Here is a 25,509-nt window from a genome sequence, read left to right as displayed (position 1 = left end):
CCCTCTTCTCGTGCAGCGCCTCTAGACGAAAGAAGCAGATCTCGATGACCACCATCATCCCCGAGCCGTCCCATGTGAAGCGCGATCCCGGCCAACTGGTGGAGATGGCGTGGGATCCCATCACCAGGATCGTCGGCAGCCTGGGCATCTACACCAAGATCGATTTCGAGAACCGGGAGGTCGTCGAGTGCCACAGCACATCGTCGATCTTCCGCGGCTACTCCATCTTCATGAAGGGCAAGGACCCGCGCGACGCCCATTTCATCACCAGTCGCATCTGCGGGATCTGCGGCGACAACCACGCCACCTGCTCCTGTTACGCGCAGAACATGGCGTACGGGGTACAGCCGCCGCACGTCGCCGAATGGATCGTCAACCTCGGCGAAGCCGCGGAATACATGTTCGACCACAACATCTTCCAGGAGAACCTGGTGGGGGTCGACTACTGCGAGAAGATGGTCGCCGAGACCAACCCGAGTGTGCTGGCCAAGGCGGAGAACACCCAGTCCCCGCATGCCGACATGCACGGCTACCGGACCATCGCCGACATCATGCGCGCGCTCAACCCGTTCACCGGAGACTTCTACCGGGAGGCGCTGCAGGTCAGCCGTTGGACCAGGGAGATGTTCTGCCTGATGGAGGGGCGGCACGTACATCCCTCCACGCTCTACCCCGGTGGCGTCGGCACGGTTGCGACGATCCAGCTGATGACCGACTACATGACCCGGTTGATGCGCTACGTCGAGTTCATGAAGAAGGTCGTGCCGATGCACGACGACCTGTTCGACTTCTTCTACGAGGCGCTGCCCGGATACGACCAGGTGGGCCTGCGGCGCACGCTGCTCGGCTGCTGGGGCTCGTTCCAGGATCCCGAACACTGCAACTTCGCCTACAAGGACATGGAGAACTGGGGCCGCAAGATGTTCGTCACCCCCGGGGTGGTGGTCGACGGCAAGCTGGTCACCACGTCGCTGGTGGACATCAACCTCGGTATCCGGATCCTGCTGGGCAGTTCGTATTACGACGACTGGGAAGACCAGGAGATGTTCGTCAAGACCGACCCGCTGGGCAATCCGGTGGATCGGCGCCACCCGTGGAACCAGCACACCAACCCCAAACCGCAGAAGCGGGACTTCGACGACAACTACAGCTGGGTGATGTCTCCGCGCTGGTTCGACGGCAAGGATCACCTGGCGCTCGACACCGGCGGCGGCCCGCTGGCCCGGCTGTGGTCCACCGCGCTGGCCGGACTCGTCGACATCGGCTACGTGAAATCCACCGGCCACAGCGTGCAGATCAACCTGCCGAAGACCGCGCTGATGGGGCCCGTCGAGTTCGAATGGAAGATCCCGCATTACGGCAGCAACACACTGGAACGCAATCGGGCCCGCACCTACTTCCAGGCCTACGCCGCAGCCAGCGCGCTGCACTTCGCCGAGAAGGCGCTCGTCGAGATCCGCGCCGGACGCACCAAGACGTGGGAGAAGTTCGAGGTGCCCGAGGAGGGCATCGGCTGCGGCTTCACCGAGGCGGTGCGGGGGGTGTTGTCGCACCACATGGTGATCCGCGACGGAAAGATCGCGAACTACCACCCGTACCCGCCGACACCGTGGAACGCCAATCCACGCGACAGTTACGGCACCCCAGGTCCGTACGAGGACGCGGTGCAGGGGCAGCCGATCTTCGAGGAGAACAGCCGGGAGAACTTCAAGGGCATCGACATCATGCGCACGGTGCGCAGCTTCGATCCGTGTCTGCCGTGCGGGGTGCACATGTATCTGGGCGACGGCAAGAGCCTGGACCTGCTCCACTCCCCGACTCAGTCGGTCACCGGGGAATGACGTATGGGCCCGTCGGGACCGTCACCCGTGGACGAATCCGTGGTAGAGGCGCAGTGGCGCACGGCGGGCGATCGAATACAGGCGCTGCTCGACGCCAGCGCAGCGGGCGGTGCTGCCGCCCGGGAACGCGCCGAGCACCTCGTGCGGGAGGTCACCGACCTGTACGGCGCGGCGCTGGCGCGGTTGATGGGGCACGCGGCGCAGGCCTGCCCCGAGCTGGCCGACGATCTCGTCGCCGACGACCTGGTCGCCAGCCTGTTGTTGGTACACGGTCTGCATCCGCATTCGGTCGAGCGCCGGATCAGCGACGCCCTGGACACCGTGCGGCCATACCTCGGGTCGCACGGCGGCGACGTGCACCTGCTCGACGTCGGTGGTACCCCGGGAGATCAGACGGTCCGGCTGCAGTTCTCCGGCAGCTGCAAGAGCTGCCCGTCGTCGGCCGTCACACTCGAGTTGGCCGTCGAGGACGCGGTGCGCGCCGCCGCACCGGAGGTGTCCTCGATCGAGGTCGTCGCCCAGCAGTTGCAGACAGACACCGCGTCGTCCGCACCCGTCATCCCCGCGCAGTCGCTGCTGGACCGGGTGCACGCCGCCGGGCACGCACCCGCCACCTGGCATGCGGTCCCCGAACTGGCCGAACTGTCACCCGGTGAGGTGGGCGGTTTCCGGGTCGCGGACACGACCGTGCTGGCCTGCCGTGTCGGCGACGACGTGTACGCCTACCGGGACCGCTGCGGTGGTTGTGGTGCGTCCTTGGCGGGCGCGGTGTTGCACCGCCGAATGGCCTCCACCGATGTCGTGTTGCGATGCCCCAGCTGCCGTGCGCACTTCGACGTCGTGCACGCCGGGGCCTCGATCGACGGCAGCTCCGGCGGCGCGGCCCATCTGGATCCGGTTCCGGTGCTGGTGCGTGACGGCGTGCTGTCGATGGCGCTGCCCCGCTCCTCGGCCGAGAGTGTGGCCTGATGAGCTCGGCAAGCGCCTACGACGTGTTGGCCCGCATCCGCGGGAGCCGCACGGCGCCGCCCGCCGCCGGCGAGTGCTGTGAGATGTGCGCCGAACGCATCGCCGACGAACACCAGCACGTGGTCAATGTCGAGGGCCGCCAACTGATGTGCGTCTGCCGCGGGTGCTATCTGCTGTTCACCGACCAGCAGGCGACGCTGCGGTACCGTGCGGTGCCCGACCGCTACCTGGCGTTCCCCGAATTCGCGCTGGACCGCCGCCGGTGGGAGGCACTGCAGATTCCGGTCGGGGTCGCGTTCTTCTTCCGCAACTCCCACCTCGACCGCACCGTCGCGTTCTACCCCGGCCCGGCCGGGGCCACCGAGTCCGAGCTGGATCTGGAGTCCTGGAACGACCTTCGCGCCGCCGACGCGCGGGTCGGCCTCCTGGCCGACGACACCGAGGCGCTGCTTGTCCGGGTCCCCGACCAGGACACCGCACCGCCGGTCTGCCATCTGCTGCCGATCGACGCGTGCTACGAGTTCGTCGGCCGGCTGCGGATGCTGTGGCGCGGCTTCGACGGTGGCCAGCAGGCGCGCGGCTACATGGAGGAGTTCTTCGCCACCGTGGCGGCCCGCAGCAAGGTGGTCACCCCGTGACGGGGACGGAGGTGACGTTTGCGGTGCTCGACGTGGCGCCGGAACCGTACGCGGTCACACCTGTCCTCACCGCCCGGGTCGGCATCGCCGCGATCGGCGACGAACCGATCCACGCGATCGCGCTGCGCTGCCAGGTTCGGATAGATCCGCTGCGGCGCAGCTACTCCGACGAGGAGGCCCACGGCCTGGCCGATCTCTTCGGCACCCGCGACCGATGGGCCACCACTCAGCACACGTTCCTGTGGCAGCACACCACCGCCATGGTGCCCGGGTTCACCGGGGCGACCCAGGTCGATCTGCCGCTGCCGTGTACCTACGACTTCGAAGTGTCCTCCGCGAAGTACCTGCATGCCCTTCGGGACGGAACGGTGCCGCTGCAGTTCCTGTTCAGCGGCACCGTTTTTGTTCAGGGAAGCCGTGGCTTCTCGGTCCTACAGGTGCCGTGGGACCGGGAAGACCGCCACCACATGCCGGTGTCGGTGTGGCGGGAGCTGATCGACCAGCACTTCCCGAACACCGGTTGGCTGCGACTGGACCGCGACACCGTCGACGCGCTCGCCGACTACCGGTCTGCGCACGCACTGCTGTCCCACGACGAGGCGATCATGGCGCTGCTGTCGCGGGCTAGCGAGGACGTGCGATGAGCGCCGACTGGGTGCGGGCCCGCGCCGTCGCCGACGCCGTGCTCTACGAGGGGTACCTGCTCTATCCGTACCGCGCGACGTCGGCCAAGAACCAGTCCCGCTGGCAGTTCGGAGTCCTCGGTCCGCAGGACGCCGAACAGCGCGGCATCGGCGAGAACAGCACGCTGTCGGCTGATGTGCTGATCCAGCCGGGCGGCGCGGCGGCATTGTCGGTGGTGGTGCGCTTCCTGCAGTTGCAGCACCGCGCAGTCGAACGCGCCACCGACGACGGTGGTTTCGAGGCCGTCGACGAGCTGATCGCCGGTGACCGATCCTGGCTGCGGTGGGACGAGGCGATCGAACACGAGATCCCGTTCGGTCCGATCCTTCTCGGTGACATCGACGGCACCCTGCGACTTCCGCTGGTGATCCCCGCGGGCACCGACGTCGAGAACGTGGAGGCCGGTCGCCTGGTGCGCACCCGGCGCGAACTACGTGCCGAACTCACCCTGACCGCCGAGCCGGACGGCGGATTGACCAGGGTGAGCGTGACGATCCACAACCTCGCCCCGTCCGCCACCGACAAGGACGACGCGATCGCCGCGTCGCTGATCGGCACCCACGCGCTGACCGAAGTACAGGGCGGGCAGTTCGTCTCGCTGCTCGAACCGCCACCGGATGCCGCCGACGCGGTGGCGCGCTGCCGGCGCCACCGCTGCTTCCCGGTGCTGGCCGGCCCGGCCGGCGCGCGTGACCTGATGCTGATCTCACCGATCATCCTCTACGACCACCCGGAGATCGCCGAACAGAGCGACGGGGCGCTCTACGACTCCACCGAGATCGACGAGATCCTCACCTTGCGCATCATGACGATGACCGACCAGGAAAAGGACCAGGCCCGAGCCACCGACCCGCGGGCCGCCGCGATCATCGACCGTTGCGACACGATGTCCCCCGAGGCCTTGCTCAACCTGCATGGCGTGCTGCGTGATCCGCACGCCACAGCCGGGGATGCAGGCCTCATCCCCCAGATCCCCGACGGCGTCGACTGGTGGGACCCGTTGGCGGACAACGCGGTGAACCCCGGAGTGGACGCCGTGCTGGTGGACGGCGTCCGTGTCAGTTGCGGCAGCCGGGTGCGGCTGCGGCCCACCCGTCGCGCCGACGCCCAGGATCTGTTCTACGCGGACAAGGTCGCCCGGGTGACCTCGGTGCACGAGACCGTCGACGGTGAGACCCACGTCGGCGTGGTGATCGAGGACGACCCGGCGGCAGACCTGCACGAATGGTATGGCCGCTACCTGTATTTCGCACCTGACGAGGTCGAACCTCTCGACGCTCAGGATCTCATCCCGGAAAGGAGTTCGACATGGAGGTAGTCGGTTGGACCGCCACGGCGGTGGTCGCGGTGGTAGTTGTACTGGCGGTGACGCTCGGCGTTCGGTCGATACCCGACGCGCAGCGCTACCTGAAGATGCGCCGGATGTAGCGGAGCGGAGTCATCACGTCTATCACCCTGGTGGCCGGTATCGGCAACATCTTCTGCTCCGACGACGGATTCGGGCCGGAGGTGCTTCGCCGTGGGGCACCGCGCTTCACCGACCCGGCCGTCCGCGCGACGGACTACGGGATCCGGGGCATGCATCTGGCCTACGATCTGCTCGACGGGTACGACGCCCTGGTGCTCGTCGACGCGTTGCCCGACCGCGGCGCGCCCGGCACCCTGCACGTCTTCGAGGCTGACCATGACACTCTTTCGGCGGCAACCGGCATGGACGCCCACGCGATGGATCCGGCGGCCGTGTTCGCCAGCCTGAACGCGCTCGGCGGCAGCCCGCCCTACACGGTGGTGATCGGTTGTGAGGTCGGTTGCATCGACGAGGGCATCGGCCTCTCCGACGTGGTCGCTGCCGCCGTTCCGGACGCGGTGCGGGCCGTCGAAGAGGTGCTCGCCGGGCTGCCGGCGCGCCTCGCGGCGCGGGGGGGCTGACCGGTGTGCCTGGGGATCCCGGGACGGGTCATCCACATGCTCGACGGATACGGCGGACAACTCGCCCTCGTCGACGTTGCGGGCGAGCCACGCAAGGTCAACATCGGCATGCTGCCCGAGGAGACGTTCTCCGCCGGTGACTGGGTGGTCATCCACATGGGCTTCGTCGTCGAGAAGACCGACGAGGCCGGCGCCGCCGCCGCGCTGACCGGGCTGAAGTTGATGGGCAGCGGGGCCGAGGATCCGCCATGAGCAGTCGGTGCCGGCGACGAATCTGCGTGCACGGTGTGGTCCAGGGTGTCGGCTTCCGGCCGTTCGTCTACACCAGTGCCGCGGCGGCCGGCCTGTCCGGCTCCGTGCGCAACGACAGTGCGGGCGCCGTCATCGAGGTGGAAGGCGAACCCGCAGACATCGACGGTTTCCTGGACCGGTTGCGGGCAGAGCCGCCGCCGCTCGCGGTCATCGACGCGGTCGAGGTTCGCGACATTCCCGCGGTCGGCGGCACCGGCTTCCGGATCGAGGACACCTCCCGCTCGGACGGCGGGCGCACCCTGGTCTCCCCCGACGTGGCCATGTGTGCCGATTGCGAGGCCGAACAACACGATCCGGCCGACCGCCGCTACCGGCACGCGTTCGTCAACTGCACCAACTGCGGTCCGCGGTTCACGATCATCGCCGCGGTCCCCTACGACCGCGCGACCACCACGATGGCGGCCTTTCCGATGTGCGCGGACTGCGCGGCCGAATACGCCGATCCAGCCGACCGTCGGTTCCACGCCCAACCGGTGTGCTGCCCGCACTGTGGCCCGACCCTGTCCTACCTCGACGCGCAGGGCCGCCGCAGCGCAGCCGAGGACGGGCTGCGCCGCGCCCGGCAGCTGCTGCGCGACGGCGGCATCCTTGCCGTCAAGGGCATCGGGGGCTACCACCTGGCCTGCGACGCCGCGAACGACACTGCGGTGTCGGAGCTGCGCCGGCGCAAACGCCGCGGCGACAAGCCTTTTGCGGTGATGGTCGCCGACGTGGCAGCGGCAGGCAGGCTCTGCGTGCTCGATGAGGACGCCGAACGACTGTTGGCGGGTCCGCAGCGACCGATCGTGCTGATGGCCCGGTCACCGTCGGCTCCCGTCGCCGAGTCGGTGGCGCCGCACAACCCCGACCTCGGTGTGATGCTGGCCTACACGCCGGTGCACACGCTGCTGCTGGGGCTGCCCGGTGACGGGCCGGGTCCGCTGGCTTTGGTGATGACGTCGGGCAACCTCGGCGGTGAACCGATCTGTTATCGCGATGACGATGCGGTGCAACGACTCTCGCATCTCACCGACGGCTGGCTGATGCATGACCGGCCGATCCTGGTGCCCTGCGACGATTCCGTGGTGCGGCCGCTGGGCGGCGGTATGGAGATCCCGATCCGCCGGTCACGCGGGTACGCTCCGCTGCCGGTCGCCCTGCCGGTGTCCGTCCCGCCGACGCTGGCGGTCGGTGCGGACCTGAAGAACACCATGGGCCTTGCCGACGGTCGGTACGCGTGGCTGAGTCAGCACATCGGTGACATGGACGATGTGGCCACACTGTCTGCCTTCGACGCCGCGGCGGCGCACCTGAGCACGTTGACGGGGGTGCGCCCGCAGATCGTCGTCGCCGACGCGCACCCGCGGTACCGCTCGACGGCGTGGGCCCACCGCAACGCCGCCAGCCGGCCGGTGCGCTCGGTGCAGCATCACCATGCTCATGTCGCCGCGGTGATGGCCGAACACGGTCTCGACGGGGTGCAGGAGGTGCTCGGCTTCGCGTTCGATGGGACCGGATACGGTCCGGACGGGGCGATCTGGGGCGGTGAGGTGTTGCTCGCCGACTACAAAGGCTTCCGGCGGATGGCCCACCTCAAGTACGTTCCCCTGCCCGGTGGCGACGTCAGCGTGCTGCGGCCCTACCGGATGGCGCTGGCGCACCTGTGGGCTGCGGGGGTGGCGTGGGCCGAGGAACTACCGCCGGTGAACGCCTGCCCGCCGGAAGAGCGCGGGGTGTTGAGGCACCAACTCGAGACCGGGTTGGGATGCGCAGCGACCTCCAGCATGGGAAGGCTTTTCGACGCGGTCTCCGCGCTCGCCGGTGTGCGCCAGGTGGTGGACTACGAAGCGCAGGCGGCCATCGAACTGGAGGGGCTGTCCCGCGCCGCAGACCCCGGCGCGCTTCGGTACCGCTTCCACGTCGACCTCGCCACGGCACCGGCACAGATCGATCCCGCACCCTTGCTGCGCGCGGTCGTCGACGATGTGTGCGACGGTGTACCTGCGGGCGTGATCGGCGCCCGGTTCCACGCCGCGGTCGGCCGGCTGATCGTGGATCTCGCCACCGAATACGCGGGCGCCACCAACACGGTCGCACTGTCGGGCGGGGTGTTCCAGAACGCGCTGCTGGCCGCGGTGACGTTCACGGCGCTCCGCGAAAACGGTTTCGAGGTCATCACCCACCGCCGGGTTCCCCCGAACGACGGCGGCATCGCGCTGGGTCAGTTGATGGTCGGGAACTCGGGGTAGTAGGAAAGGCAGGGCAGCTCATGTGTCTGGCGGTACCCGGGAAGATTCTGCGGATGGAGGACCGCGACGGCACGCTGATGTCGGTCGTCGACTTCGGCGGTGTCCAGAAGGACGTCTGCCTGCAGTACATACCCGACGCCCAGGTGGGCGAATACGTGGTGGTGCATGTCGGTTTCGCGATTCAGCGTCTCGACGAGGAATCGGCGATCCAGACGCTGGCCGAGTTCGAACGTCTCGGGGTGCTCGACGAGGAGTTCGGTGACGGGTTCGAACTGGCCGCGCAGCAGGCAGGGCTGACCGATCCCGAGGAGACACGATGAAGTACCTGGACGAGTTCAGTGATCCCGAACTGGCGGGCAAGTTGATCGATCAGATCCGGGCGGCGACCACCAGACGCTGGGCGATCATGGAAGTCTGTGGCGGACAGACGCATTCGATCATCCGCCACGGTATCGACCAACTGCTGCCCGACGAGATCGAGATGATCCACGGGCCGGGTTGCCCGGTGTGTGTGACACCGCTGGAGATCATCGACAAGGCGTTGGAGATCGCTTCCCGGCCCGATGTCGTCTTCTGCTCGTTCGGAGACATGCTGCGGGTCCCGGGCAGCGGGAAGGACCTGTTCCGGATCAAGAGCGAGGGTGGCGATGTGCGGGTGGTGTATTCGCCGCTGGACGCGCTCACCATCGCCAAGGACAATCCGGACAAACAGGTGGTGTTCTTCGGAATCGGTTTCGAGACCACCGCGCCCGCCAACGCGATGACGGTGTACCAGGCCAAACGGCTTGGCATCGAGAACTTCTCACTACTGGTCTCGCACGTCCTGGTGCCGCCGGCCATCGCCGCGATCATGGAGTCTCCCACCTGCCGGGTGCAGGCGTTCCTGGCCGCCGGCCATGTCTGCTCGGTCATGGGGACCGAGGAGTACCCGCCGTTGTGCGACAAGTACGCCATCCCCATCGTGGTGACCGGCTTCGAGCCGCTGGACATCCTCGAAGGTATCCGGCGCACCGTGCTGCAACTGGAATCGGGTCGCCACGAGTTGGAGAACGCGTACCCGCGTGCGGTGCGCCCGGAAGGCAACGCCGCGGCACGGGCGATGCTGTGGGACGTGTTCGAGGTGACCGACCGGTCCTGGCGCGGTATCGGGACAATCCCCTCGAGCGGCTGGCGCCTGTCGGCCGACTACCGCGACTTCGACGCCGAGCACCGGTTCGCGGTGACCGACATCCACACCGAGGAGTCCGCGGTCTGCCGTTCCGGAGAGGTGTTGCAGGGCTTGATCAAACCGCACGAGTGCTCGGCCTTCGGCACGCTGTGCACTCCGCGCAATCCGCTCGGCGCCACCATGGTCTCGTCCGAGGGTGCCTGCGCCGCCTACTACCTCTACCGGCGGCTGGAGGTGACGCATGCCTGAGGCGAACTCCGAAGTCTCGGCCGCCGAGCCGGCGACCATCGACATGGAGGCCTGGGTGTGTCCCGCGCCGCTGCGCGACGCACCCAACATCCTGATGGGGCACGGCGGCGGCGGGGCGATGTCCGCCGAGCTGATCGAGCACCTGTTCCTGCCGGCGTTCGGTTCGGCGGCCGACGCCCAGATGGGTGATTCCGCGGTGCTGCAGGTGGGCGCCGAAAGGCTGGCGTTCTCGACCGACTCCTATGTGGTCAAACCGCTGTTCTTCCCCGGCGGCAGCATCGGTGATCTGGCCGTCAACGGCACGGTCAACGATCTGGCGATGGCCGGTGCGCAGCCGGTCGCGCTGTCGACCGCGTTCATCCTCGAGGAGGGCACGCCGCTGGCCGAACTCGCCCGCGTCGCACACGCCGTCGGCACCGCCGCCTTGGCGGCCGGGGTGAAGTTGGTCACCGGTGACACCAAGGTCGTCGACTCCGGCCACGGTGACGGCGTGTACATCAACACCGCGGGCATCGGCCTGGTGGACCGCCGTGCCGACATCCGTGCGCAGCGGGCCCGTCCCGGCGATGTGGTGATCGTCAGCGGTGACATCGGCGTGCACGGCGTGGCGGTGATGAGCTGCCGGGAGGGCCTCGAGTTCGCGACCACCGTCGCCAGCGACAGCGCCCCGCTGCATGGGTTGGTGGCGGCGATGATCGACACCGGCGCCGACATCCACACGCTGCGCGACCCCACCAGGGGCGGTGTCGGGGCGACGCTGAACGAGATCGCCAGGGCTGCGGGTGTCGGGATCTCGCTTGACGAGCGGTCTTTCCCCATTCCCGGCGACGTGCGCGATGCCTGCGGGCTGCTGGGGCTCGATCCGCTCTACGTCGCCAACGAGGGCAAGCTGATCGCCTTCGTCTCCCCCGAGGATGCTGACGGGGTGCTCGCCGCAATGCACGGCCATCCGTTCGGGGGGCGCGCCGCGGTGATCGGCGGCTGCGTCGCCGAGCACCCGGGCATGGTGGTGGCGCGTACCGCGCTGGGCGGCACCCGGGTGGTGGATCTGCCCGTCGGCGAACAACTTCCGCGGATCTGCTGAATGGCGGCGGGCAGCCACCGGAATCATCCCGGTCACGCGATGTTCGCCAGGTATGCGTTCCCGCCCAACGAACTCGGGTACTGCGGGCCGCCGGATACCGTTGCGCTGTCCGGCCCCGGCGCCACCGACCTGGCCGACTACGCCCGCGAGTTCGACGGCGCCTGGCCCTATCTCGATGCCCTCGCCGCGGCAGTGGGTCAGCACGACCCGCTCGATGAGCAGATCGTGCGCAGTTACTGGGTGGGCGGGCCGTTGCTGGCCGCAGTCGACGCGGAAGCGCTACTGGCCACGTTGCGGACGGCGTTCACCGGTCAGGTCACCGGCCTGCTCGATGCCGTGTCGCCGCAGAATGCCCTGGCCAATCACAGTTTTCACGTGTTCGTGGTCTACCCGTGGGCGCGCTTTCTGCATCGTGACCCCCGCACACCGGTGAAGGTGATGCAGGATTGCCGGATCCGCTGGGGCGTCGTCGAGACCGTGGACGACGAGCACGCCGTGATCGTGTCGCGTCCGCTGATCTTCACCGCCGGCGCGCTCGGCCTCGGTGGGCCCGTGGCCGAGCGGGTGCGGTGGCGCCGCGACGGTGCGTCGTTGGCGCCGGCACCGATGCCCGGGCAGACGGTGGCGGCGCACTGGGACTGGATCTGTGGGGCACTGACCGCCGACGAGGTCGCCGATCTCGAAGCGGCCACCAGTGCGACGCTGACGCTGGCCAACGCCGCGCTGTCAGCGGCACAGTCCGCGCGACACGGTTTGTGACGTCGGTCACACGGGTAGCCGCACAGCAGCCAGCCGTGTCGCCGCGGCGGGCGGTGAGGAGACGTCATGGTCCGGCCGCGCCGGGTGACTCACCACTGATCGCGGGGCACGTCGAAGTCGGCACACAACGCCCGCCACACCTCGCGCGGGTCGATTCCGTCCTCGATGGCCTGCGCGCCGGTGCGGCCACCCAGGCTCGTCAGCACGTGGTCGAGCAACAGCGACGAGGCCCGCGCCGCACCGAACTGGTGCTCGACGAGCTCTGAGAATTCCGTCAGCCGCACACGACCAACTTACGCTGACGCCTGCACTGCTTCATGGCACACCCGTACCGGATCGGCGACCTGCGCGGCGGTGGCACCGGCCTCGCGGGCGGCCTCGCGGTAGCGCGGCGTGGCGAGCACCTCGCGAGTCGCGGCAGCCAGCGCAGCCTCGGTCAGCGGCCGGATGAGCTGCGCACTCCCCTGGCGTACAACACGATTGGCGATCTCCCACTGGTCGCCACCGCCGGGCACGATCACCATCGGCACGCCGGCGAGCAGTGCTTTGGCGACGGTTCCGTGGCCGCCACCGCAGATCAGCAGGTCCGCCGCCGACAGCAGTTCGTCCTGTCGGCCGAGACCTACCACCGCCCACGGTGGGAGGTCCCCCTCGGGGCCCTCGAGCCGCGACACCGCCACCCGCGCTCCCGCCGGCAGCACCTGCGCCGGTATCAGTGTCTCCAGGGCCAGTTCGGTCAGTCCCTTCGCTCCGGTGGTGGCCGTGGAGGGGGCCACCACCACCACGGGTCCATCGCCGGGGGGCAGGGGAAGCACCGACGTCGTCGGCTCGAAATGCAGCGGGCCCACGACGACCGCCTCGTCGGGCCAGTCCGGGCGGGGCACCTCCAGGGCAGGCAGGGTGGCGATCAGGCGCCGCAGCGGGCCGGGATCGTGGGCGGGCAGCCCGATCCCGACCCGCGCCGCCGAGCGCTGGCGCAGACCGGCGCGCCATGAGCGTGCGCTCAGCGCCCGCAGTACCGTGTCGCGCATCCGGCCGCGCACACCGGTGCCGGGGGCCAGCCCGCTGCCCAGCGGCGGCAGCCCTTTCGAGGGTCGGTACAGCGGGTGGGTGTTCAACTCGATCCAGGGCAGACCGAGCAGGTCGGCGGCCAGCCCACCGCAGGTGGTGATCGAATCGGAGATCACCACCTCCGGCGCCAGATCGGCGATGCGCTGGGTGTTCAGCACCGCCATCCGGGCCGCCCGTTGATGGATCTTCGCACCGTCATCGGCATCGTCGTCACCGGACGTGGGATCCAGCCCGCCGAGTTCGACCGCGTCGATTCCCTCAGCACGGGCCACGTCCAGCCATTTCCGGCCGGTCAACAGGGTCGGGACGTCGCCGGCTGCCAGGAACCGCAGGCACAGCGCGATGGCCGGAAAGGCATGTCCCGGATCGGGTCCAGCGACCACCGCGACGCGCATGCGGGCTACCCTGCCACAGCATCCGCCGTTAGGCTCAGACGATGACTGACGAGGTACTGACGACGCCGTACACGACAACAGCAGCCAACGCACACACCGTGGAAACGTTCCTGTTCGCGCTGGCCGACGAGGACTTCGACGTCGTGGAGTCGCTGGCGGCGCCGGAGCTGATCTGGCAGAACGTCGGCCTGCCGTCGATCCGCGGTCGTGCCCGGGTGATGAAGTTGCTGCGCAGTGGTCAGGGCAAGGCGGGTTTCGCGGTGAAGTTCCACCGGATCGCCTGCAACGGCAGCGTGGTACTGACCGAGCGCACCGACGCGCTGATCATCGGGCCACTGCGGCTGCAGTTCTGGGTGTGCGGCACCTTCGAGGTGCACGACGGCAAGATCACGCTGTGGCGCGACTACTTCGACTTCTTCGATGCCCTGGTCAAGGCTCCGTTGCGGGCCGTGGTCGCCGCGGTGTTTCCGTCACTGCGGCCCACCTTCTGAGCCCCGCCGCTCAGGCCCCTCTGAGCCGTCCCAGCTCGTCGAACGCCTGCGCCCAGCCCGACAGCCGGTCCGTCGCCGAGACCAGCTCGTCCCGGTAACGGCGCTGCGACATCGGCGAGCTCGACATCGACCCCGAGTTCGCGGCCGACACCAGTTGCGCTGCTGCGGAGACCATCTCGTTGTACTGATGTGCGCCGCGATCGAGTTGGGTCCGGAACGCGGCGATGGTGGGTGCGAGGTGGGCACGCGACTGCGGCGACGAGCTGATGGCCCGTTCCATCGACACCACCTCGCCTGCGGTGGCCGCCATCGTCGCCACCGTCTGCTCGGCAGCCAGCCGGATCTCGCGCAGCTCGTCGGCGGGCAGCATCCGGCCCCGCTCCAGCACTCCGAGCAGCGAGGCCAACCCACGTTCGGAAGCTGCCAGGGCCGCCATCGGCGGCCGCGCGGCCGACCCCCAGGGCGGCAGCCGGCGTGCTGTCCGGTTCCGCTGCGCCGGCAGTGGTTCGCCTCGCAACCAGCGGTAGCGCAGGAACGCCAGGGTCGCCAGGAACGCTGCACCGACGGCGATCGGTGCCGGGATGAACAGCGCCCACACCGGCGTGCTCCACGACGCCAGCAGCGCCGTCACCGCCACCCAGAACAGTGCCGAGACCGTGAGGAACACCCCGAGCCGCAACGCCCAGCGCCGCTTGCGCAGCAACTTCGCCCGCGGGTCGGCTGCGGCGTTGAGTTTGTCGGCCAGCAGGTCCGACCACTCCGCGGCGGTGTCGACACCACGTTGCGCCATCGAACGCCAGGCCTGCGGTCTGCTGGTGCGTGCAGTCATCTTTTCACTCGGCAGTTTTCGTCACAGTCATTGTGACAGCGGGTTTTCCGGTGTCGGGTCGGAGGTGGTGGCCGGGGTGGCCGGGTTCTGGGCGGGTGACGCGGGAGTGGCTGGGGTGCCGGCGGGCAGCTGCTCACCACGCATCGACGCGCGGATCTGCTCCAGCCGGGAATGACCCGCCATCTGCACGCTGGCCGACTGCACCTCCATCATCCGGCCCTGCACCGAGTTCTGCGCCAGCTCGGCGGAGCCGATCGCGTTGGCGTAGCGCCGTTCGATCTTGTCGCGCACCTCGTCGAGGCTCGGCGTGTTTCCGGGAGCCGCGAGCTCGCTCATCGACCGCAGCGACGAGCTGACCTGCTCCTGCATCTTCGCCTGCTCGAGCTGGCTGAGCAGTTTGGTGCGCTCGGCGATCTTCTGCTGCAGCATCATGGCGTTTTGCTCGACGGCCTTCTTGGCCTGGCCGGCCGCCTGCAGTGCCTGGTCGTGCAGACCCTTGAGATCCTCGACGCTCTGCTCGGAGGTCACCAGCTGCGCCGCGAACGCCTCGGCGGCGTTGGTGTACTCGGTGGCCTTGGCGGCATCGCCTGCCGCGGTCGCCTGGTCGGCCAACGTCAACGCCTGACGGACGTTGACCTGCAGCTTCTCGATGTCGGCGAGCTGGCGGTTGAGCCGCATCTCCAGTTGACGCTGGTTCCCGATCACCTGGGCCGCCTGCTGCGTCAGGCCCTGGTGCTGGCGCTGGGCTTCTTCGATCGCCTGCTGGATCTGCACCTTGGGATCGGCGTACTCGTCGACCTTCGAGCTGAACAGCGCCATCAGGTAGCGCCATGCCTTGCTGAACGGATTGGCCATCGGTTCGCTCCGCCTTTGTCTCTGGATGTCTGTGTGTATGTGCAACTGTGTCAGCTGTGCGGTGAAAGTGCCCAGCACCCAACTTATCGGTTCCGCGCAGATCACCACACCCCTGCGGGTCTTTTGCGCACCTGATCGGTCAGGTCACCGGCGTCAGGCCACCGCCATCGACACGACCTGCGGGATGACCACCTTGGTGGTGACGTCGATGCCTGCGGCCCGGGTCGGTTCCGGTGACGCGGCGACCGTGCTGACCTCGGCGCGGGACTCCTCGAGCGCCAGCTCGTCGCCGGCCTCCGACAGCACCCGGGAAAGGGGGACGTCCAGCGCGCCGCAGATCGCGCTGATCAGCTCGCTTGATGCTTCCTTGCGCCCGCGCTCCACCTCGGAGAGGTAGCCGAGGCTGACGCGCGCCGAATCCGACACCTCACGCAGGGTGCGTCCCTGCTCGACCCGGGAGCGCCGCAGCACGTCGCCGATCACTTCGCGCAGCAATGCCGTCATCGCGTTCTCCTGTTCGCTTGGCTGGCGTCCTGCTTGGCTACCTAGCCCAACGCTCGGTGTCACCGGGATGGTTCCCGAAACGCACCGGCAATCGCCGGTGCGCGCGCGGCGTCAGTGACCAGCGGGTCGTGCCCGTGAATCCCGGTACGCCGAGACGAAGTAGTCGATGCCGGTGATCACGGTGAGCACCACGGCGGCCAGCATCAGCACCCAGGCTCCGGTCAGCCAGCCATCGGACAGCGGCAGCACGAACAGACCGATGGCGACGGCTTGCAGCAGTGTCTTGAGCTTGCCGCCCCTGCTCGCCGGGATGATGCCGCGCCGCAGCACCGCCAGCCGGAGCAACGTCACGGCGAGCTCGCGGGACAGGATCACCACGGTCACCCACCACGGCAGGTCACCGAGCATGGACAGCCCGATGAGCGCGGCACCGATCAGGGCCTTGTCGGCGATCGGGTCGGCCAGCGTGCCGAATTCGGTGACCATGCCATAGCTGCGGGCCAGTGCCCCGTCGAGCCGGTCGGTGATGACCGCGACCGCAAACACCACGAATGCAACCACCCGCCAATATGTTTCGTGACCATCGCCGACGAAGAGGGCCACCAGGAACACCGGCACCAGCGCCATCCGGACCCCGGTGAGGGCATTTGCGAGGTTCGCGACCCGAGCGCGCGGAACCACAGGGTCGGTATGTGGTTGGCCCGGCACCGCCACAGAATACTGGTTGCCGGAACCGATACTCTTCGGTGTGTGAGCGCAGGTCCGGATGAGTCCACCGGTCAACTCGTCGTGCGGCGTGCCCGAACCTCGGATGTGCCCGCCATCAAGACCCTCGTCGACATCTATGCCGGCAGGATCCTGCTGGAGAAGAACCTGGTGAATCTGTACGAATCGGTGCAGGAGTTCTGGGTCGCCGAATTGCAGGACGAGCTGATCGGGTGCGGGGCCCTGCACGTGCTGTGGTCCGACCTCGGCGAGGTGCGCACCGTAGCGGTGCACCCCAAGGTCAGGGGCCGCGGTGTGGGCCACGCGATCGTCGACCGACTGCTCGCCGTGGCCGCCGAACTGCGGCTGGAGCGGATCTTCGTGCTCACCTTCGAGGTCGAGTTCTTCGGCAGGCACGGGTTCACCGAGATCGACGGCACGCCGGTCACCGCGGAGGTCTACGACGAGATGCGCCGCTCTTACGACACGGGTGTCGCGGAGTTCCTGGACCTCTCCTACGTCAAACCGAACATCCTCGGCAACACCCGGATGCTGTTGACGCTGTGAGCCCACCCCCGCCGGAACGGTATTCCAGGGCGGGCCCGACTCGGCATTTCGCTGCTGGAATACCGTTCCGGCGCTAGAAGTCGGGGGCGTCGTCGGTGCCGGTGGCGTCGCTTCCGCCGCGGATCAGGGCCAGCGTGCCGGCGAGCTCGTCGGGCTTGACCAACACCTCGCGGGCCTTGGACCCCTCCGACGGACCGACGATGTTGCGCGTCTCCATCAGGTCCATCAATCGGCCCGCCTTGGCGAACCCGACCCGCAGCTTGCGCTGCAGCATCGAGGTCGAGCCGAACTGGCTGGACACCACCAACTCGACCGCCTGCAGGAACACGTCCATGTCATCACCGATGTCGGGGTCGACGTCGGTGCGCTCTCCGGCGGGCTTGGCGGTGGTGACACCTTCGGTGTACTCGGGTTCGGCCTGGTCCTTGCACGCGGCGACGACGGCGTAGATCTCGTCGTCGCTGATGTAGGCACCCTGGAACCGGATCGGCTTGTTGGCGCCCATCGGCAGGAACAGCCCGTCGCCCATCCCGATCAGCTTCTCGGCGCCCTGCTGATCGAGGATCACTCGGCTGTCGGTCAGCGACGACGTCGCGAACGCCAGCCGCGACGGCACGTTCGTCTTGATCAGGCCGGTGACGACGTCGACCGACGGACGCTGGGTCGCCAGGATCAGATGGATGCCCGCCGCGCGCGCCTTCTGGGTGATGCGCACGATGGCGTCCTCGACGTCGCGGGGCGCGGTCATCATCAGGTCGGCGAGTTCGTCGACGATCGCGACGATGTACGGGTACGGCTTGTAGACGCGCTCACTGCCCAGCGGGGTGGTGATGACGCCGGATCGCACGTTCTTGTTGAAGTCGTCGATGTGGCGGACCCGGTTGGCCTGCATGTCCTGGTACCGCTGCTCCATCTCCTCGACCAGCCAGGCGAGCGCGGCGGCGGCCTTCTTCGGCTGCGTGACGATCGGCGTGATGAGGTGCGGAATGCCTTCGTAGGGCGTCAGTTCCACCATCTTCGGGTCGATCAGGATCATCCTGACCTCTTCCGGGGTCGCGCGGGCGAGCAGCGACACCAGCATCGAGTTGACGAAGCTCGACTTGCCCGAACCGGTCGAACCGGCCACCAGCAGGTGCGGCATCTTGGCCAGGTTGGCCGAGATGAAATCGCCCTCGATGTCCTTGCCGAGCCCGATCACCAGCGGGTGGTGGTCACGACGGGTGGACGGAGCGGTGAGCACGTCGGCGAGGCGCACCATTTCACGGTCGGTGTTGGGCACCTCGATGCCGACGGCCGACTTTCCCGGGATCGGCGCCAGCATGCGCACGCTCTCGGTGGCCACCGCGTAGGCGATGTTCTTCTGCAGCGCGGTGATCTTCTCGACCTTGACGCCGGGCCCGAGTTCCACCTCGTACCGGGTCACCGTCGGCCCGCGTGTGCATCCGGTGACCGCGGCGTCGACCTTGAACTGGGTCAGTACCGAGCCGATGACCTCGATCATCTTGTCGTTGGCGGTGCTGCGCACCTTCGGCGGGTCACCCGCGGTGAGCAGGCTCAGCGACGGCAGCGCGTACGGCCCGTCCACCACCCGGTCCAGCTGCATCTCCGGGGGCTTCGGCGCCTTCTTCTTGCGCGTCCTCGCGGCCGGTTCGGGGGTGGTGGGGGCGTCGTCGTCGATCGGATAGTTGTCCATCGGCGTGCCGGCCGGCCCAGCAGTCAGCGCCAGCGGTGCCGGTGACTGCGCCGACGGCCACGAAGGGGCCTCGTCCTGCCGGTAACCTTCCGGGTCGTCGTAATAGCCGTCGGAGAAATCCTCGGACTCGGCGCTGTCTGACTCGTAGCCGCTGTCTGACTCGTAGCCGTCGTCGTCGTAGTCGTAGTCGTCCTCGTACTCACTGCGCCACCGGGTCGGGAACATCGCGCGCACCGTCTCGGGCACCTCGCGGATCGTCGTCCCGGTCACCAGCAGCAGCCCGAACAGCACGCCGAGGAACAGCAGCGGAGCGGCGATCCACGGTGTCAGGCCTTCGGAGAGCGGGCCGCCGATCGCGAAGCCGAAGAAGCCGGCGGCATCCTCACGGGCGGCCGGGGCCTGCGGTGAACCCGACCACAGGTGCCACAGGCCCAGGGCCGGCAACACGATCATCGCGGTGCCGAGGATCAATCTCGGCCGCGATTCCGGATCGGGCTCGGTGCGCATCAGACCGACCCCCAGCGCGGCCAGAGCGATCGGGACCAGCACCACGGCTGCACCGATGAGAACCCTCACGAACGTATCGATCCACTCGCCGACGGGGCGCGCTGCGTCGAACCACGAACTGGCGGCGACGACGACGGCGAGGCCCAGCAGAGCGAGCGCGACCCCGTCACGGCGGTGTCCGGGTTCCAGATCCCGCGCCCGGCCCACCGAGCGGGCCGTGCTGCCCGCTCCCCTGGCCAGCATCAGCCAGCCGGCGCGGGCGCCGCGACCCACCGCGGTGCCTGCGGCCGAGACCGCTGACGGCTTGCGACGGACGGGGGCACGACGCGGCGACGCCGGCCGCGACCCACCCCGCGAACTGGTCTTTGACCTGGTCGGACGGGCAGCAGATCGGGCCGCGGTCTTACTCGCCATGCCCCCAAGCCTAGTCCCAAGCGCCTCATATGCACCATCTGCCACACGGGTCACGGATTGGTGTCGATTCCCCTGGGTGGCGGAAATCCTGGCAGAGGGGCTGCAGCACACACCGATACCGCCGGTTCGGACGCCTGCGTAATAGGGTGGACACCTGTCCAACTCAGTGTCGAGATCGAGGAGCCGCCCCAATGCCGATAGTCGTCGTCGCCACCATGAAAGCCAAGCCCGAATCCGTGGACACCGTGCGGGACGCCTGTAAACAGGCCATCGAAGCGGTGCACAGCGAGCCCGGCTGCGACCTGTATTCGCTGCACGAAGCCGACGGCACCTTCGTGTTCGTCGAGCAGTGGGCCGACAGCGACGCGCTGACGGCACACAGCACGGCACCGGCGGTGGCGACACTGTTCGGAACGATCGGTGAACACCTCGACGGCGCGCCGGACATCAAGATGCTGCAACCCGTCGTCGCCGGAGACCCGGCCAAGGGCCGGCTGCGGCCTTGACGGGGCACCATGGCTGAACTCACAGGCAAGGTCGCGTTCATCACCGGTGCCGCGCGGGGCCAGGGGCGGGCGCATGCGGTCAAGCTGGCGTCGGAAGGCGCCGACATCATCGCCGTCGACCTCTGTGCCCAGATCGACTCGGTGCCCTACCCGTTGGCGACTCCCGACGACCTGGCCGCCACCGTCGAGCTCGTCGAGGAGACGGGGGCGCGCATCGTGGCCAGCCAGGCCGACGTCCGGGACCGCGATGCCGTCAAGACCGCGCTTCGGGAGGGGACCGAGAAGCTCGGCAACCGCCTCGACATCGTGGTCGCCAATGCGGGAATCGCTCCGATGGCGGCCGCCGACGCATGGCAGGACGTCATCGACGTCAACCTGACCGGCGTGTACAACACCGTCGACGTGGCCATGAAGCCGATGATCAAGTTCGGCAACGGCGGCTCGATCGTGTTCATCAGTTCGGTGGCCGGCCTGGTCGGGATCGGGGCGCCGGTCGGCGGCTCCGTGGGCTATGCGGCCGCAAAACACGGCATGGTCGGCATCATGCGGTTGTACGCGAATTTCCTTGCGCAGTACAGTATTCGGGTGAACTCGGTGCATCCGGCGGGCGTCAACACCCCGATGATCGACAACGACTTCACCCGGTCGTGGCTCGAAGGGGTGGCGCAGGACAGTCAGGGCGGGCCGGACATGGGTAATGCGCTGCCGGTGCAGGCACTGGAACCTGAGGACATCGCCAACGCGGTGTTCTGGCTGGTGTCGGACGCCGCCCGCTACGTCACCGGCGTCACACTGCCGGTCGACGCGGGGTACGTGAACAAGCGTTGAGACGATGAGGCAGCCGCGGAATCCGGCAGCGCAGACGGCTGTCGGGCCGATCGTGCTGTCGGCCATCGAGCAGCAGGAGCCGCCGGAGCGCCGCCTGGTCGACGACGATCTGGCGGCGTCCTTTCTGCCCGCGCGGCTGCGCCTGCTGGTGAGGCTGACCCGGTTCGGTGCGGTGCGGCGAGCCGCCGTCGCCGCGTCGAACCGGTCCGGTCCCGGGCTGTGGGCGAGCATCGCCTGCCGGAAGCGCTACATCGACGAGCGCCTCTCCGACCCGGTGATCGAGTTCGACACCGTCGTCGTCCTCGGGGCCGGCCTGGACACCCGGGCCTATCGGATCGCCCGGCACAGCGACCTGCCGGTGTTCGAGGTCGATCAGCCGGTCAACGTGGACCGAAAGACCGCGGTCGTGCACCGGGCACTCGGCGCGACGCCCCCGTCAGTACATCTGGTGCCGGTCGACTTCGAGCGGGACGCGCTGCTGCCGGCGCTGCAGGCGCACGGCTACCAACCCGACGGGCGCACGTTCTTCATCTGGGAGGGCGTCACGCAGTACCTCACCCCGGAGGCGGTACGCGCCACCCTGCGACAGCTCGGCGCCGCGGCGCCCGGCAGCCGGCTCATCTTCACCTACATCCGCCAGGACTTCATCGACGGCACCCGGTTGTACGGGGCCGACGCGGTGTACCGCCGGTTCCGGGGACGCCGGCAGGTGTGGAAATCGGGGTTGGTGCCTGAGGAGGTCGGTGAACTGCTGGCCGACTGCGGCTGGCGGTTGGTCGAGCAGGCCGGGCCGAGCTACTTCCGCGACACCTACATCCGTCCTACGCAGCGCTCGGTGGCGGCATCGAGCATCGAGTGGTCGGTGCTCGCCGAGCGGTGAGAACAAGGCACTGCCCGATCGGGGACTTTAGACCCTCCCAGACGCGTCCCCTCGACTCTTACCGGCCGGCCCGTCACAGACGACCCTGGAGTCGTCCAGGGAATCGGGGAGGATGCGGGGTGGGGGATCACGATGGCTACGATACTGATCGCCGAGAGTGACCCTCGAGTTCGTTCAGTTATTCAGAAAGGCCTTACTGCTCAGGGCTTCTCAGTGCAGGTGGCCACCGACGGCAGGGCGGCCTGTTCGGGTGCCCGCAGCGGCAGATTCGATCTGATGGTGCTCGCCGCCGAACTGCCGGGGTGCGGCGGCTTCGAGATCGTGCGCCTGTTGCGGGCCGAGGGGCGATCACTTCCCATCGTGATGCTCACCTCGCGGACCGACGTCGCCGCCACGGCGGCGACGCTGCACGCCGGGGCCGACGCCTATGTGGGCAAGCCGTTCCGATTCGAGGAGCTGCTCGGCCAGGTGCGGCGGAGGCTCAATCCCCCACGGCCGGTTGATCACCCGCTTCTGACGTTCGGAAAGCTGCGGCTCGACCTGAAGACCCGACGCGCCTATGTCGGCGACTACTTCGTCGACCTCTCGGTGACCGAATGCGCGCTGGCCGAGATGTTCCTCCGGCATCCCGGAGAGATCCTCACCCGCGAACGGATACGCCGCCAGGTGTGGGGTGCCGACAATGCCCGCTCCAACGTGGTGGACGTGTACATCCGTTACCTGCGAGGAAAACTGGGCCCGGACTGGATCGTCGCGCTGCGGGGTGTCGGCTACCGGCTCCAGGCGGCCTAGATCTCGATGACGGTCGGCACGATCATCGGCTGCCGCCGGTAGGTCTCCCCCACCCACTTGCCGACAGCGCGACGGACCGCCTGCGCGATCCGGGGCGGGTCGGTGATGTTCTGCGAGGCCAGGTTGCCGAGTTCGGCCTCGACCTTGCGGACCGCAGGTTCCAGCGCCTTCGGGTCTTCGGAGAAGCCTCTCGACATCAGGTGCGCCGGGCCCGCGGGCTTGCCGGTGCCGCGGTGCACGACGACGGTCACCGCGATGAACCCCGAGGACAGGATCAGCCGTTCCCCCAACGTGGCATCACCGACGTCCCCGGTGACGAGTCCGTCGACAAATACCTTGCCGACGGGCACCGCGCCGGCGATGCTCACCCTGCCGGACACCAGGTCGACGCTGACGCCGTTCTCGGCCAGCACGATGTTGTCCTCCGGCACCCCTGCGCGAGCGGCCAGGGCCGCGTTGGCGCGCAGCATTCGCCAGGTGCCGTGCACGGGCATCACGTTGCGTGGCCGGACGCCGTTGTAGAGGAACAACAGCTCGCCGGCATAGGCGTGGCCCGAAACATGCACGCGCGCGTGCTGGTTGGTGACGACGCGAGCGCCGATCTTGGCCAGCGCGTCCATCACGCCGAACACCGCCTCCTCGTTGCCGGGGATCAGCGAGGACGACAGGATGATGAGATCGCCGGCGGTCAGGGTGATGCTGCGGTGCTCGCCGCGCGACATCCGCGACAGTGCGGCCATCGGCTCGCCCTGCGTACCGGTCGTGATGAGCACCACCCGGTCGGCCGGCATCATCTCCGCGGCGGCGATGTCGAGGACGTCGTCGTCGGCGACGGTGATGTAGCCGAGTTCGCGGGCGATGCCCATGTTGCGCACCATCGACCTGCCGACGAAGGCCACCCGGCGTCCCAATGCCACTGCGGCGTCGATGATCTGCTGCACCCGATCGACGTTCGATGCGAAGCACGCCACGATCACCCGGCCCTCGGCGCCGCGGATCAGACGGTGCAGTGCGGGTCCGACCTCGCTCTCCGAGGGCCCGACACCGGGGATCTCCGAGTTCGTCGAATCGCAGAGGAACAGGTCCACCCCGGCATCGCCGAGCCGCGACATCCCGGGCAGGTCCGTCGGCCTGCCGTCGAGCGGCAGTTGGTCGAGTTTGATGTCACCGGTGTGCAGCACCGTGCCTGCGCCGGTGTGGATTCCGATGGCCAGGCATCCGGGGACGGAGTGGTTCACTGCGAAGTACTGGCACTCGAACACCCCGTGGGTGGAGCGCTGCCCCTCGGCCACCTCCACGAACACCGGCTTGATGCGGTGCTCGCGGCATTTCGCGCCGATCAGGGCGAGCGTGAATTTCGAACCGACAACCGGGATGTCGGGCCGCAGCTTGAGCAGAAACGGGATCGCACCGATGTGGTCTTCATGCCCGTGTGTCACCACCAGCGCTTCCACGTCGTCGAGCCGGTGCTCGATGTGGCGCATGTCGGGCAGGATCAGGTCGACGCCGGGTTCGTCATGATTGGGGAACAACACCCCGCAGTCGACGATCAGCAACCGCCCGAGGTGCTCGAAAACGGTCATGTTGCGGCCGATTTCGTTGATGCCGCCCAGGGCGGTCACCCGCAGACCTCCGGCGGCCAGCGGCTCCGGCGCAGCGAGCTCGGTGTCCACTACCGCAACACCGCCGCGGCGCGCATGTCGACGGCCAGTGCTGCCATCTGCTGGTCGTCGGCGGGCATCTGGGGCAGGCGCGGCTCACCGGCGTCGAAGCCGAGCAGTCGCAGACCCGCCTTCGACAGCGTGACCCCGCCCAACCTGGTCTGGGCGGTGTTCAGCGGCGCCAGCGTGACGCTGATCTTGCGGGCGGTCGCGATGTCACCGGAGGTGAAGGCCGTCAACATGTCCCGTAGCTGACTGGCCGCGACGTGGCCCCACACGCTGACGAACCCGACCGCGCCCATCGCCAGCCAGGGTAGGTTCAGCGCGTCGTCACCGGAGTAGTAGGCCAGCCCGGTCTCGGCGATGATCGAAGCGGCGCCGTGCAGATCGCCCTTGGCGTCCTTGATCGCGACGATGTTGGGGTGCTCGGCCAGGGTGCGCATGGTGTCCCACATGATGGGGACCACGGAGCGCGCCGGGATGTCGTAGAGGATCATCGGCAGCTCGGTCGCGTCGGCGACGGTGGTGAAGTGGGCGATCAGACCCGACTGCGGCGGTCGCGAGTAGTACGGCGTGACCACGAGCAGGCCGTGTGCGCCTTCGGCGGCGTACGCCTTGGCCAGGCGCACGCTGTGGGCGGTGTCGTAGGTGCCGGCTCCGGCGACGACCCGCGCGCGGTCACCGACGGCGTCGAGCACGGTGCGCAGCAGCCTGACCTTCTCGTCGTCGGTGGTGGTAGGCGACTCTCCGGTGGTGCCGGAGACCACCAGTCCGTCACAGCCTTCGTCGACCAGCCGGGTGGCCAGCCGGGCGGCGGTGTCGGTGTCCAGCGAACCGTCGGGCTTGAACGGAGTAACCATCGCGGTCAACAGGGTGCCCAATCGGGCGCTGGCGTCGAAACCGCTGGTACTCACGGGCACCAAGATTACCTCCTCGGCTCGCCGCGCCAC

28 protein-coding genes are annotated in these 25,509 nt (G+C 68.4%); 19 read left to right on the top strand and 9 right to left on the bottom strand.

What is annotated here, in order from left to right:
* The first annotated feature begins 44 nt into the window (after positions 1 to 44).
* The 13 genes from G6N53_RS15605 to G6N53_RS15550 are packed head-to-tail and all read left to right on the top strand — an operon-like array spanning position 45 to position 11,861.
* The gene (locus G6N53_RS15605) at positions 45 to 1,841 is read left to right on the top strand and encodes a nickel-dependent hydrogenase large subunit (RefSeq protein ID WP_163889809.1); all 1,797 of its coding nucleotides are present in this window, start codon (positions 45 to 47) and stop codon (positions 1,839 to 1,841) included.
* Between the two features lie 3 nt (positions 1,842 to 1,844).
* On the top strand, positions 1,845 to 2,810 hold the full coding sequence (locus tag G6N53_RS15600) for a NifU-related iron-sulfur-binding protein (protein ID WP_163889807.1): 966 nt from the start codon (positions 1,845 to 1,847) through the stop codon (positions 2,808 to 2,810).
* Positions 2,810 to 3,448: a DUF5947 family protein gene (locus G6N53_RS15595; RefSeq protein ID WP_163889805.1), complete on the top strand. Its 639-nt coding sequence runs from the start codon at positions 2,810 to 2,812 to the stop codon at positions 3,446 to 3,448. Before G6N53_RS15600 ends, G6N53_RS15595 begins: the two co-directional genes overlap by 1 nt.
* Positions 3,445 to 4,092 (top strand): DUF6084 family protein, encoded by a 648-nt coding sequence (locus tag G6N53_RS15590; RefSeq protein WP_163889803.1) that lies wholly within the window; start codon positions 3,445 to 3,447, stop codon positions 4,090 to 4,092. The genes G6N53_RS15595 and G6N53_RS15590 overlap by 4 nt, the downstream gene beginning before the upstream one ends.
* Complete coding sequence (locus G6N53_RS15585; RefSeq protein ID WP_163889801.1) at positions 4,089 to 5,450, top strand: hypothetical protein; 1,362 nt, start codon at positions 4,089 to 4,091, stop codon at positions 5,448 to 5,450. Before G6N53_RS15590 ends, G6N53_RS15585 begins: the two co-directional genes overlap by 4 nt.
* Positions 5,441 to 5,560 (top strand): DUF6893 family small protein, encoded by a 120-nt coding sequence (locus tag G6N53_RS30630; RefSeq protein WP_371870830.1) that lies wholly within the window; start codon positions 5,441 to 5,443, stop codon positions 5,558 to 5,560. The genes G6N53_RS15585 and G6N53_RS30630 overlap by 10 nt, the downstream gene beginning before the upstream one ends.
* A gap of 12 nt (positions 5,561 to 5,572) precedes the next feature.
* Entirely contained in the window at positions 5,573 to 6,061 is a 489-nt protein-coding gene (locus tag G6N53_RS15580; protein WP_163895934.1) for a hydrogenase maturation protease, read from the top strand.
* 3 nt (positions 6,062 to 6,064) lie between these two features.
* On the top strand, positions 6,065 to 6,313 hold the full coding sequence (locus tag G6N53_RS15575) for a HypC/HybG/HupF family hydrogenase formation chaperone (RefSeq protein ID WP_163889797.1): 249 nt from the start codon (positions 6,065 to 6,067) through the stop codon (positions 6,311 to 6,313).
* Entirely contained in the window at positions 6,310 to 8,601 is a 2,292-nt protein-coding gene (hypF, locus tag G6N53_RS15570) for a carbamoyltransferase HypF (RefSeq protein ID WP_163889794.1), read from the top strand. Before G6N53_RS15575 ends, hypF begins: the two co-directional genes overlap by 4 nt.
* A 20-nt stretch (positions 8,602 to 8,621) precedes the next feature.
* Positions 8,622 to 8,921, top strand: coding sequence for a HypC/HybG/HupF family hydrogenase formation chaperone (locus G6N53_RS15565; RefSeq protein WP_163889792.1), 300 nt, complete (start codon positions 8,622 to 8,624; stop codon positions 8,919 to 8,921).
* Positions 8,918 to 10,018 (top strand): hydrogenase formation protein HypD, encoded by a 1,101-nt coding sequence (gene hypD, locus G6N53_RS15560; protein WP_163889790.1) that lies wholly within the window; start codon positions 8,918 to 8,920, stop codon positions 10,016 to 10,018. Before G6N53_RS15565 ends, hypD begins: the two co-directional genes overlap by 4 nt.
* Positions 10,011 to 11,102 carry a hydrogenase expression/formation protein HypE gene (hypE, locus tag G6N53_RS15555; RefSeq protein WP_163889788.1) on the top strand — a complete coding sequence of 364 codons (1,092 nt, stop codon included), beginning with the start codon at positions 10,011 to 10,013 and terminating at the stop codon, positions 11,100 to 11,102. Before hypD ends, hypE begins: the two co-directional genes overlap by 8 nt.
* Before the next feature lie 39 nt (positions 11,103 to 11,141).
* Complete coding sequence (locus tag G6N53_RS15550) at positions 11,142 to 11,861, top strand: DUF6390 family protein (RefSeq protein ID WP_163889786.1); 720 nt, start codon at positions 11,142 to 11,144, stop codon at positions 11,859 to 11,861.
* Between the two features lie 89 nt (positions 11,862 to 11,950).
* Here the strand turns inward: G6N53_RS15550 and G6N53_RS15545 are convergent, their stop codons facing one another.
* Together G6N53_RS15545 and G6N53_RS15540 are read right to left on the bottom strand one after the other, a co-directional pair.
* Positions 11,951 to 12,145 (bottom strand): DUF3046 domain-containing protein, encoded by a 195-nt coding sequence (locus tag G6N53_RS15545; RefSeq protein WP_159229410.1) that lies wholly within the window; start codon positions 12,143 to 12,145, stop codon positions 11,951 to 11,953.
* Positions 12,146 to 12,154: 9 nt separating this feature from the next.
* On the bottom strand, positions 12,155 to 13,327 hold the full coding sequence (locus G6N53_RS15540) for a glycosyltransferase (protein ID WP_163889784.1): 1,173 nt from the start codon (positions 13,325 to 13,327) through the stop codon (positions 12,155 to 12,157).
* A 41-nt stretch (positions 13,328 to 13,368) separates the two neighbouring features.
* Between G6N53_RS15540 and G6N53_RS15535 the strand changes: the two genes are divergently transcribed.
* On the top strand, positions 13,369 to 13,818 hold the full coding sequence (locus tag G6N53_RS15535) for a limonene-1,2-epoxide hydrolase family protein (protein ID WP_163889782.1): 450 nt from the start codon (positions 13,369 to 13,371) through the stop codon (positions 13,816 to 13,818).
* Between the two features lie 10 nt (positions 13,819 to 13,828).
* Here the strand turns inward: G6N53_RS15535 and pspM are convergent, their stop codons facing one another.
* From pspM to pgsA, 4 genes are all read right to left on the bottom strand, one after another.
* A complete protein-coding gene (gene pspM / locus G6N53_RS15530) occupies positions 13,829 to 14,647 on the bottom strand; it encodes a phage shock envelope stress response protein PspM (protein ID WP_163889779.1) in 819 nt (272 codons plus the stop codon).
* A gap of 27 nt (positions 14,648 to 14,674) precedes the next feature.
* Entirely contained in the window at positions 14,675 to 15,502 is an 828-nt protein-coding gene (gene pspA, locus G6N53_RS15525) for a phage shock protein PspA (protein WP_163889777.1), read from the bottom strand.
* Positions 15,503 to 15,655: 153 nt separating this feature from the next.
* Positions 15,656 to 16,006, bottom strand: coding sequence for a transcriptional regulator ClgR (clgR, locus tag G6N53_RS15520; RefSeq protein WP_163889775.1), 351 nt, complete (start codon positions 16,004 to 16,006; stop codon positions 15,656 to 15,658).
* Between the two features lie 111 nt (positions 16,007 to 16,117).
* Complete coding sequence (gene pgsA, locus G6N53_RS15515; protein ID WP_163889773.1) at positions 16,118 to 16,714, bottom strand: CDP-diacylglycerol--glycerol-3-phosphate 3-phosphatidyltransferase; 597 nt, start codon at positions 16,712 to 16,714, stop codon at positions 16,118 to 16,120.
* An 81-nt stretch (positions 16,715 to 16,795) separates the two neighbouring features.
* On the opposite strand from pgsA, the gene G6N53_RS15510 reads away from it, so the two are divergent.
* Entirely contained in the window at positions 16,796 to 17,278 is a 483-nt protein-coding gene (locus tag G6N53_RS15510) for an amino-acid N-acetyltransferase (RefSeq protein ID WP_370333379.1), read from the top strand.
* 73 nt (positions 17,279 to 17,351) lie between these two features.
* Here the strand turns inward: G6N53_RS15510 and G6N53_RS15505 are convergent, their stop codons facing one another.
* Positions 17,352 to 19,892, bottom strand: a complete 2,541-nt coding sequence (locus tag G6N53_RS15505) for an FtsK/SpoIIIE family DNA translocase (protein ID WP_205390388.1) — start codon at positions 19,890 to 19,892, stop codon at positions 17,352 to 17,354.
* Between the two features lie 191 nt (positions 19,893 to 20,083).
* Here G6N53_RS15505 and G6N53_RS15500 point away from each other — a divergent pair, with 191 nt between their 5' ends.
* From G6N53_RS15500 to G6N53_RS15485, 4 genes are all read left to right on the top strand, one after another.
* A complete protein-coding gene (locus tag G6N53_RS15500; protein WP_163889768.1) occupies positions 20,084 to 20,398 on the top strand; it encodes a putative quinol monooxygenase in 315 nt (104 codons plus the stop codon).
* Between the two features lie 9 nt (positions 20,399 to 20,407).
* Positions 20,408 to 21,226, top strand: a complete 819-nt coding sequence (locus G6N53_RS15495; protein ID WP_163889766.1) for a mycofactocin-coupled SDR family oxidoreductase — start codon at positions 20,408 to 20,410, stop codon at positions 21,224 to 21,226.
* 4 nt (positions 21,227 to 21,230) lie between these two features.
* Positions 21,231 to 22,106: an SAM-dependent methyltransferase gene (locus G6N53_RS15490; protein WP_163889763.1), complete on the top strand. Its 876-nt coding sequence runs from the start codon at positions 21,231 to 21,233 to the stop codon at positions 22,104 to 22,106.
* Between the two features lie 132 nt (positions 22,107 to 22,238).
* Positions 22,239 to 22,898 (top strand): response regulator transcription factor, encoded by a 660-nt coding sequence (locus G6N53_RS15485; RefSeq protein ID WP_163889761.1) that lies wholly within the window; start codon positions 22,239 to 22,241, stop codon positions 22,896 to 22,898.
* Here the strand turns inward: G6N53_RS15485 and G6N53_RS15480 are convergent.
* Positions 22,895 to 24,571: a ribonuclease J gene (locus G6N53_RS15480; RefSeq protein WP_163889759.1), complete on the bottom strand. Its 1,677-nt coding sequence runs from the start codon at positions 24,569 to 24,571 to the stop codon at positions 22,895 to 22,897. The genes G6N53_RS15485 and G6N53_RS15480 overlap by 4 nt on opposite strands.
* Positions 24,571 to 25,479, bottom strand: coding sequence for a 4-hydroxy-tetrahydrodipicolinate synthase (gene dapA / locus G6N53_RS15475; RefSeq protein ID WP_205390387.1), 909 nt, complete (start codon positions 25,477 to 25,479; stop codon positions 24,571 to 24,573). Before dapA ends, G6N53_RS15480 begins: the two co-directional genes overlap by 1 nt.
* Positions 25,480 to 25,509 lie beyond the last annotated feature (30 nt).

It is taken from the genome of Mycolicibacterium hippocampi, assembly GCF_010723735.1.
In the GTDB taxonomy this organism is placed as follows: Bacteria; Actinomycetota; Actinomycetes; order Mycobacteriales; family Mycobacteriaceae; genus Mycobacterium; species Mycobacterium hippocampi.
The sequence above is the reverse complement of the archived record's forward strand: the minus strand, read 5'-3'. Positions and strand labels throughout refer to the sequence as shown.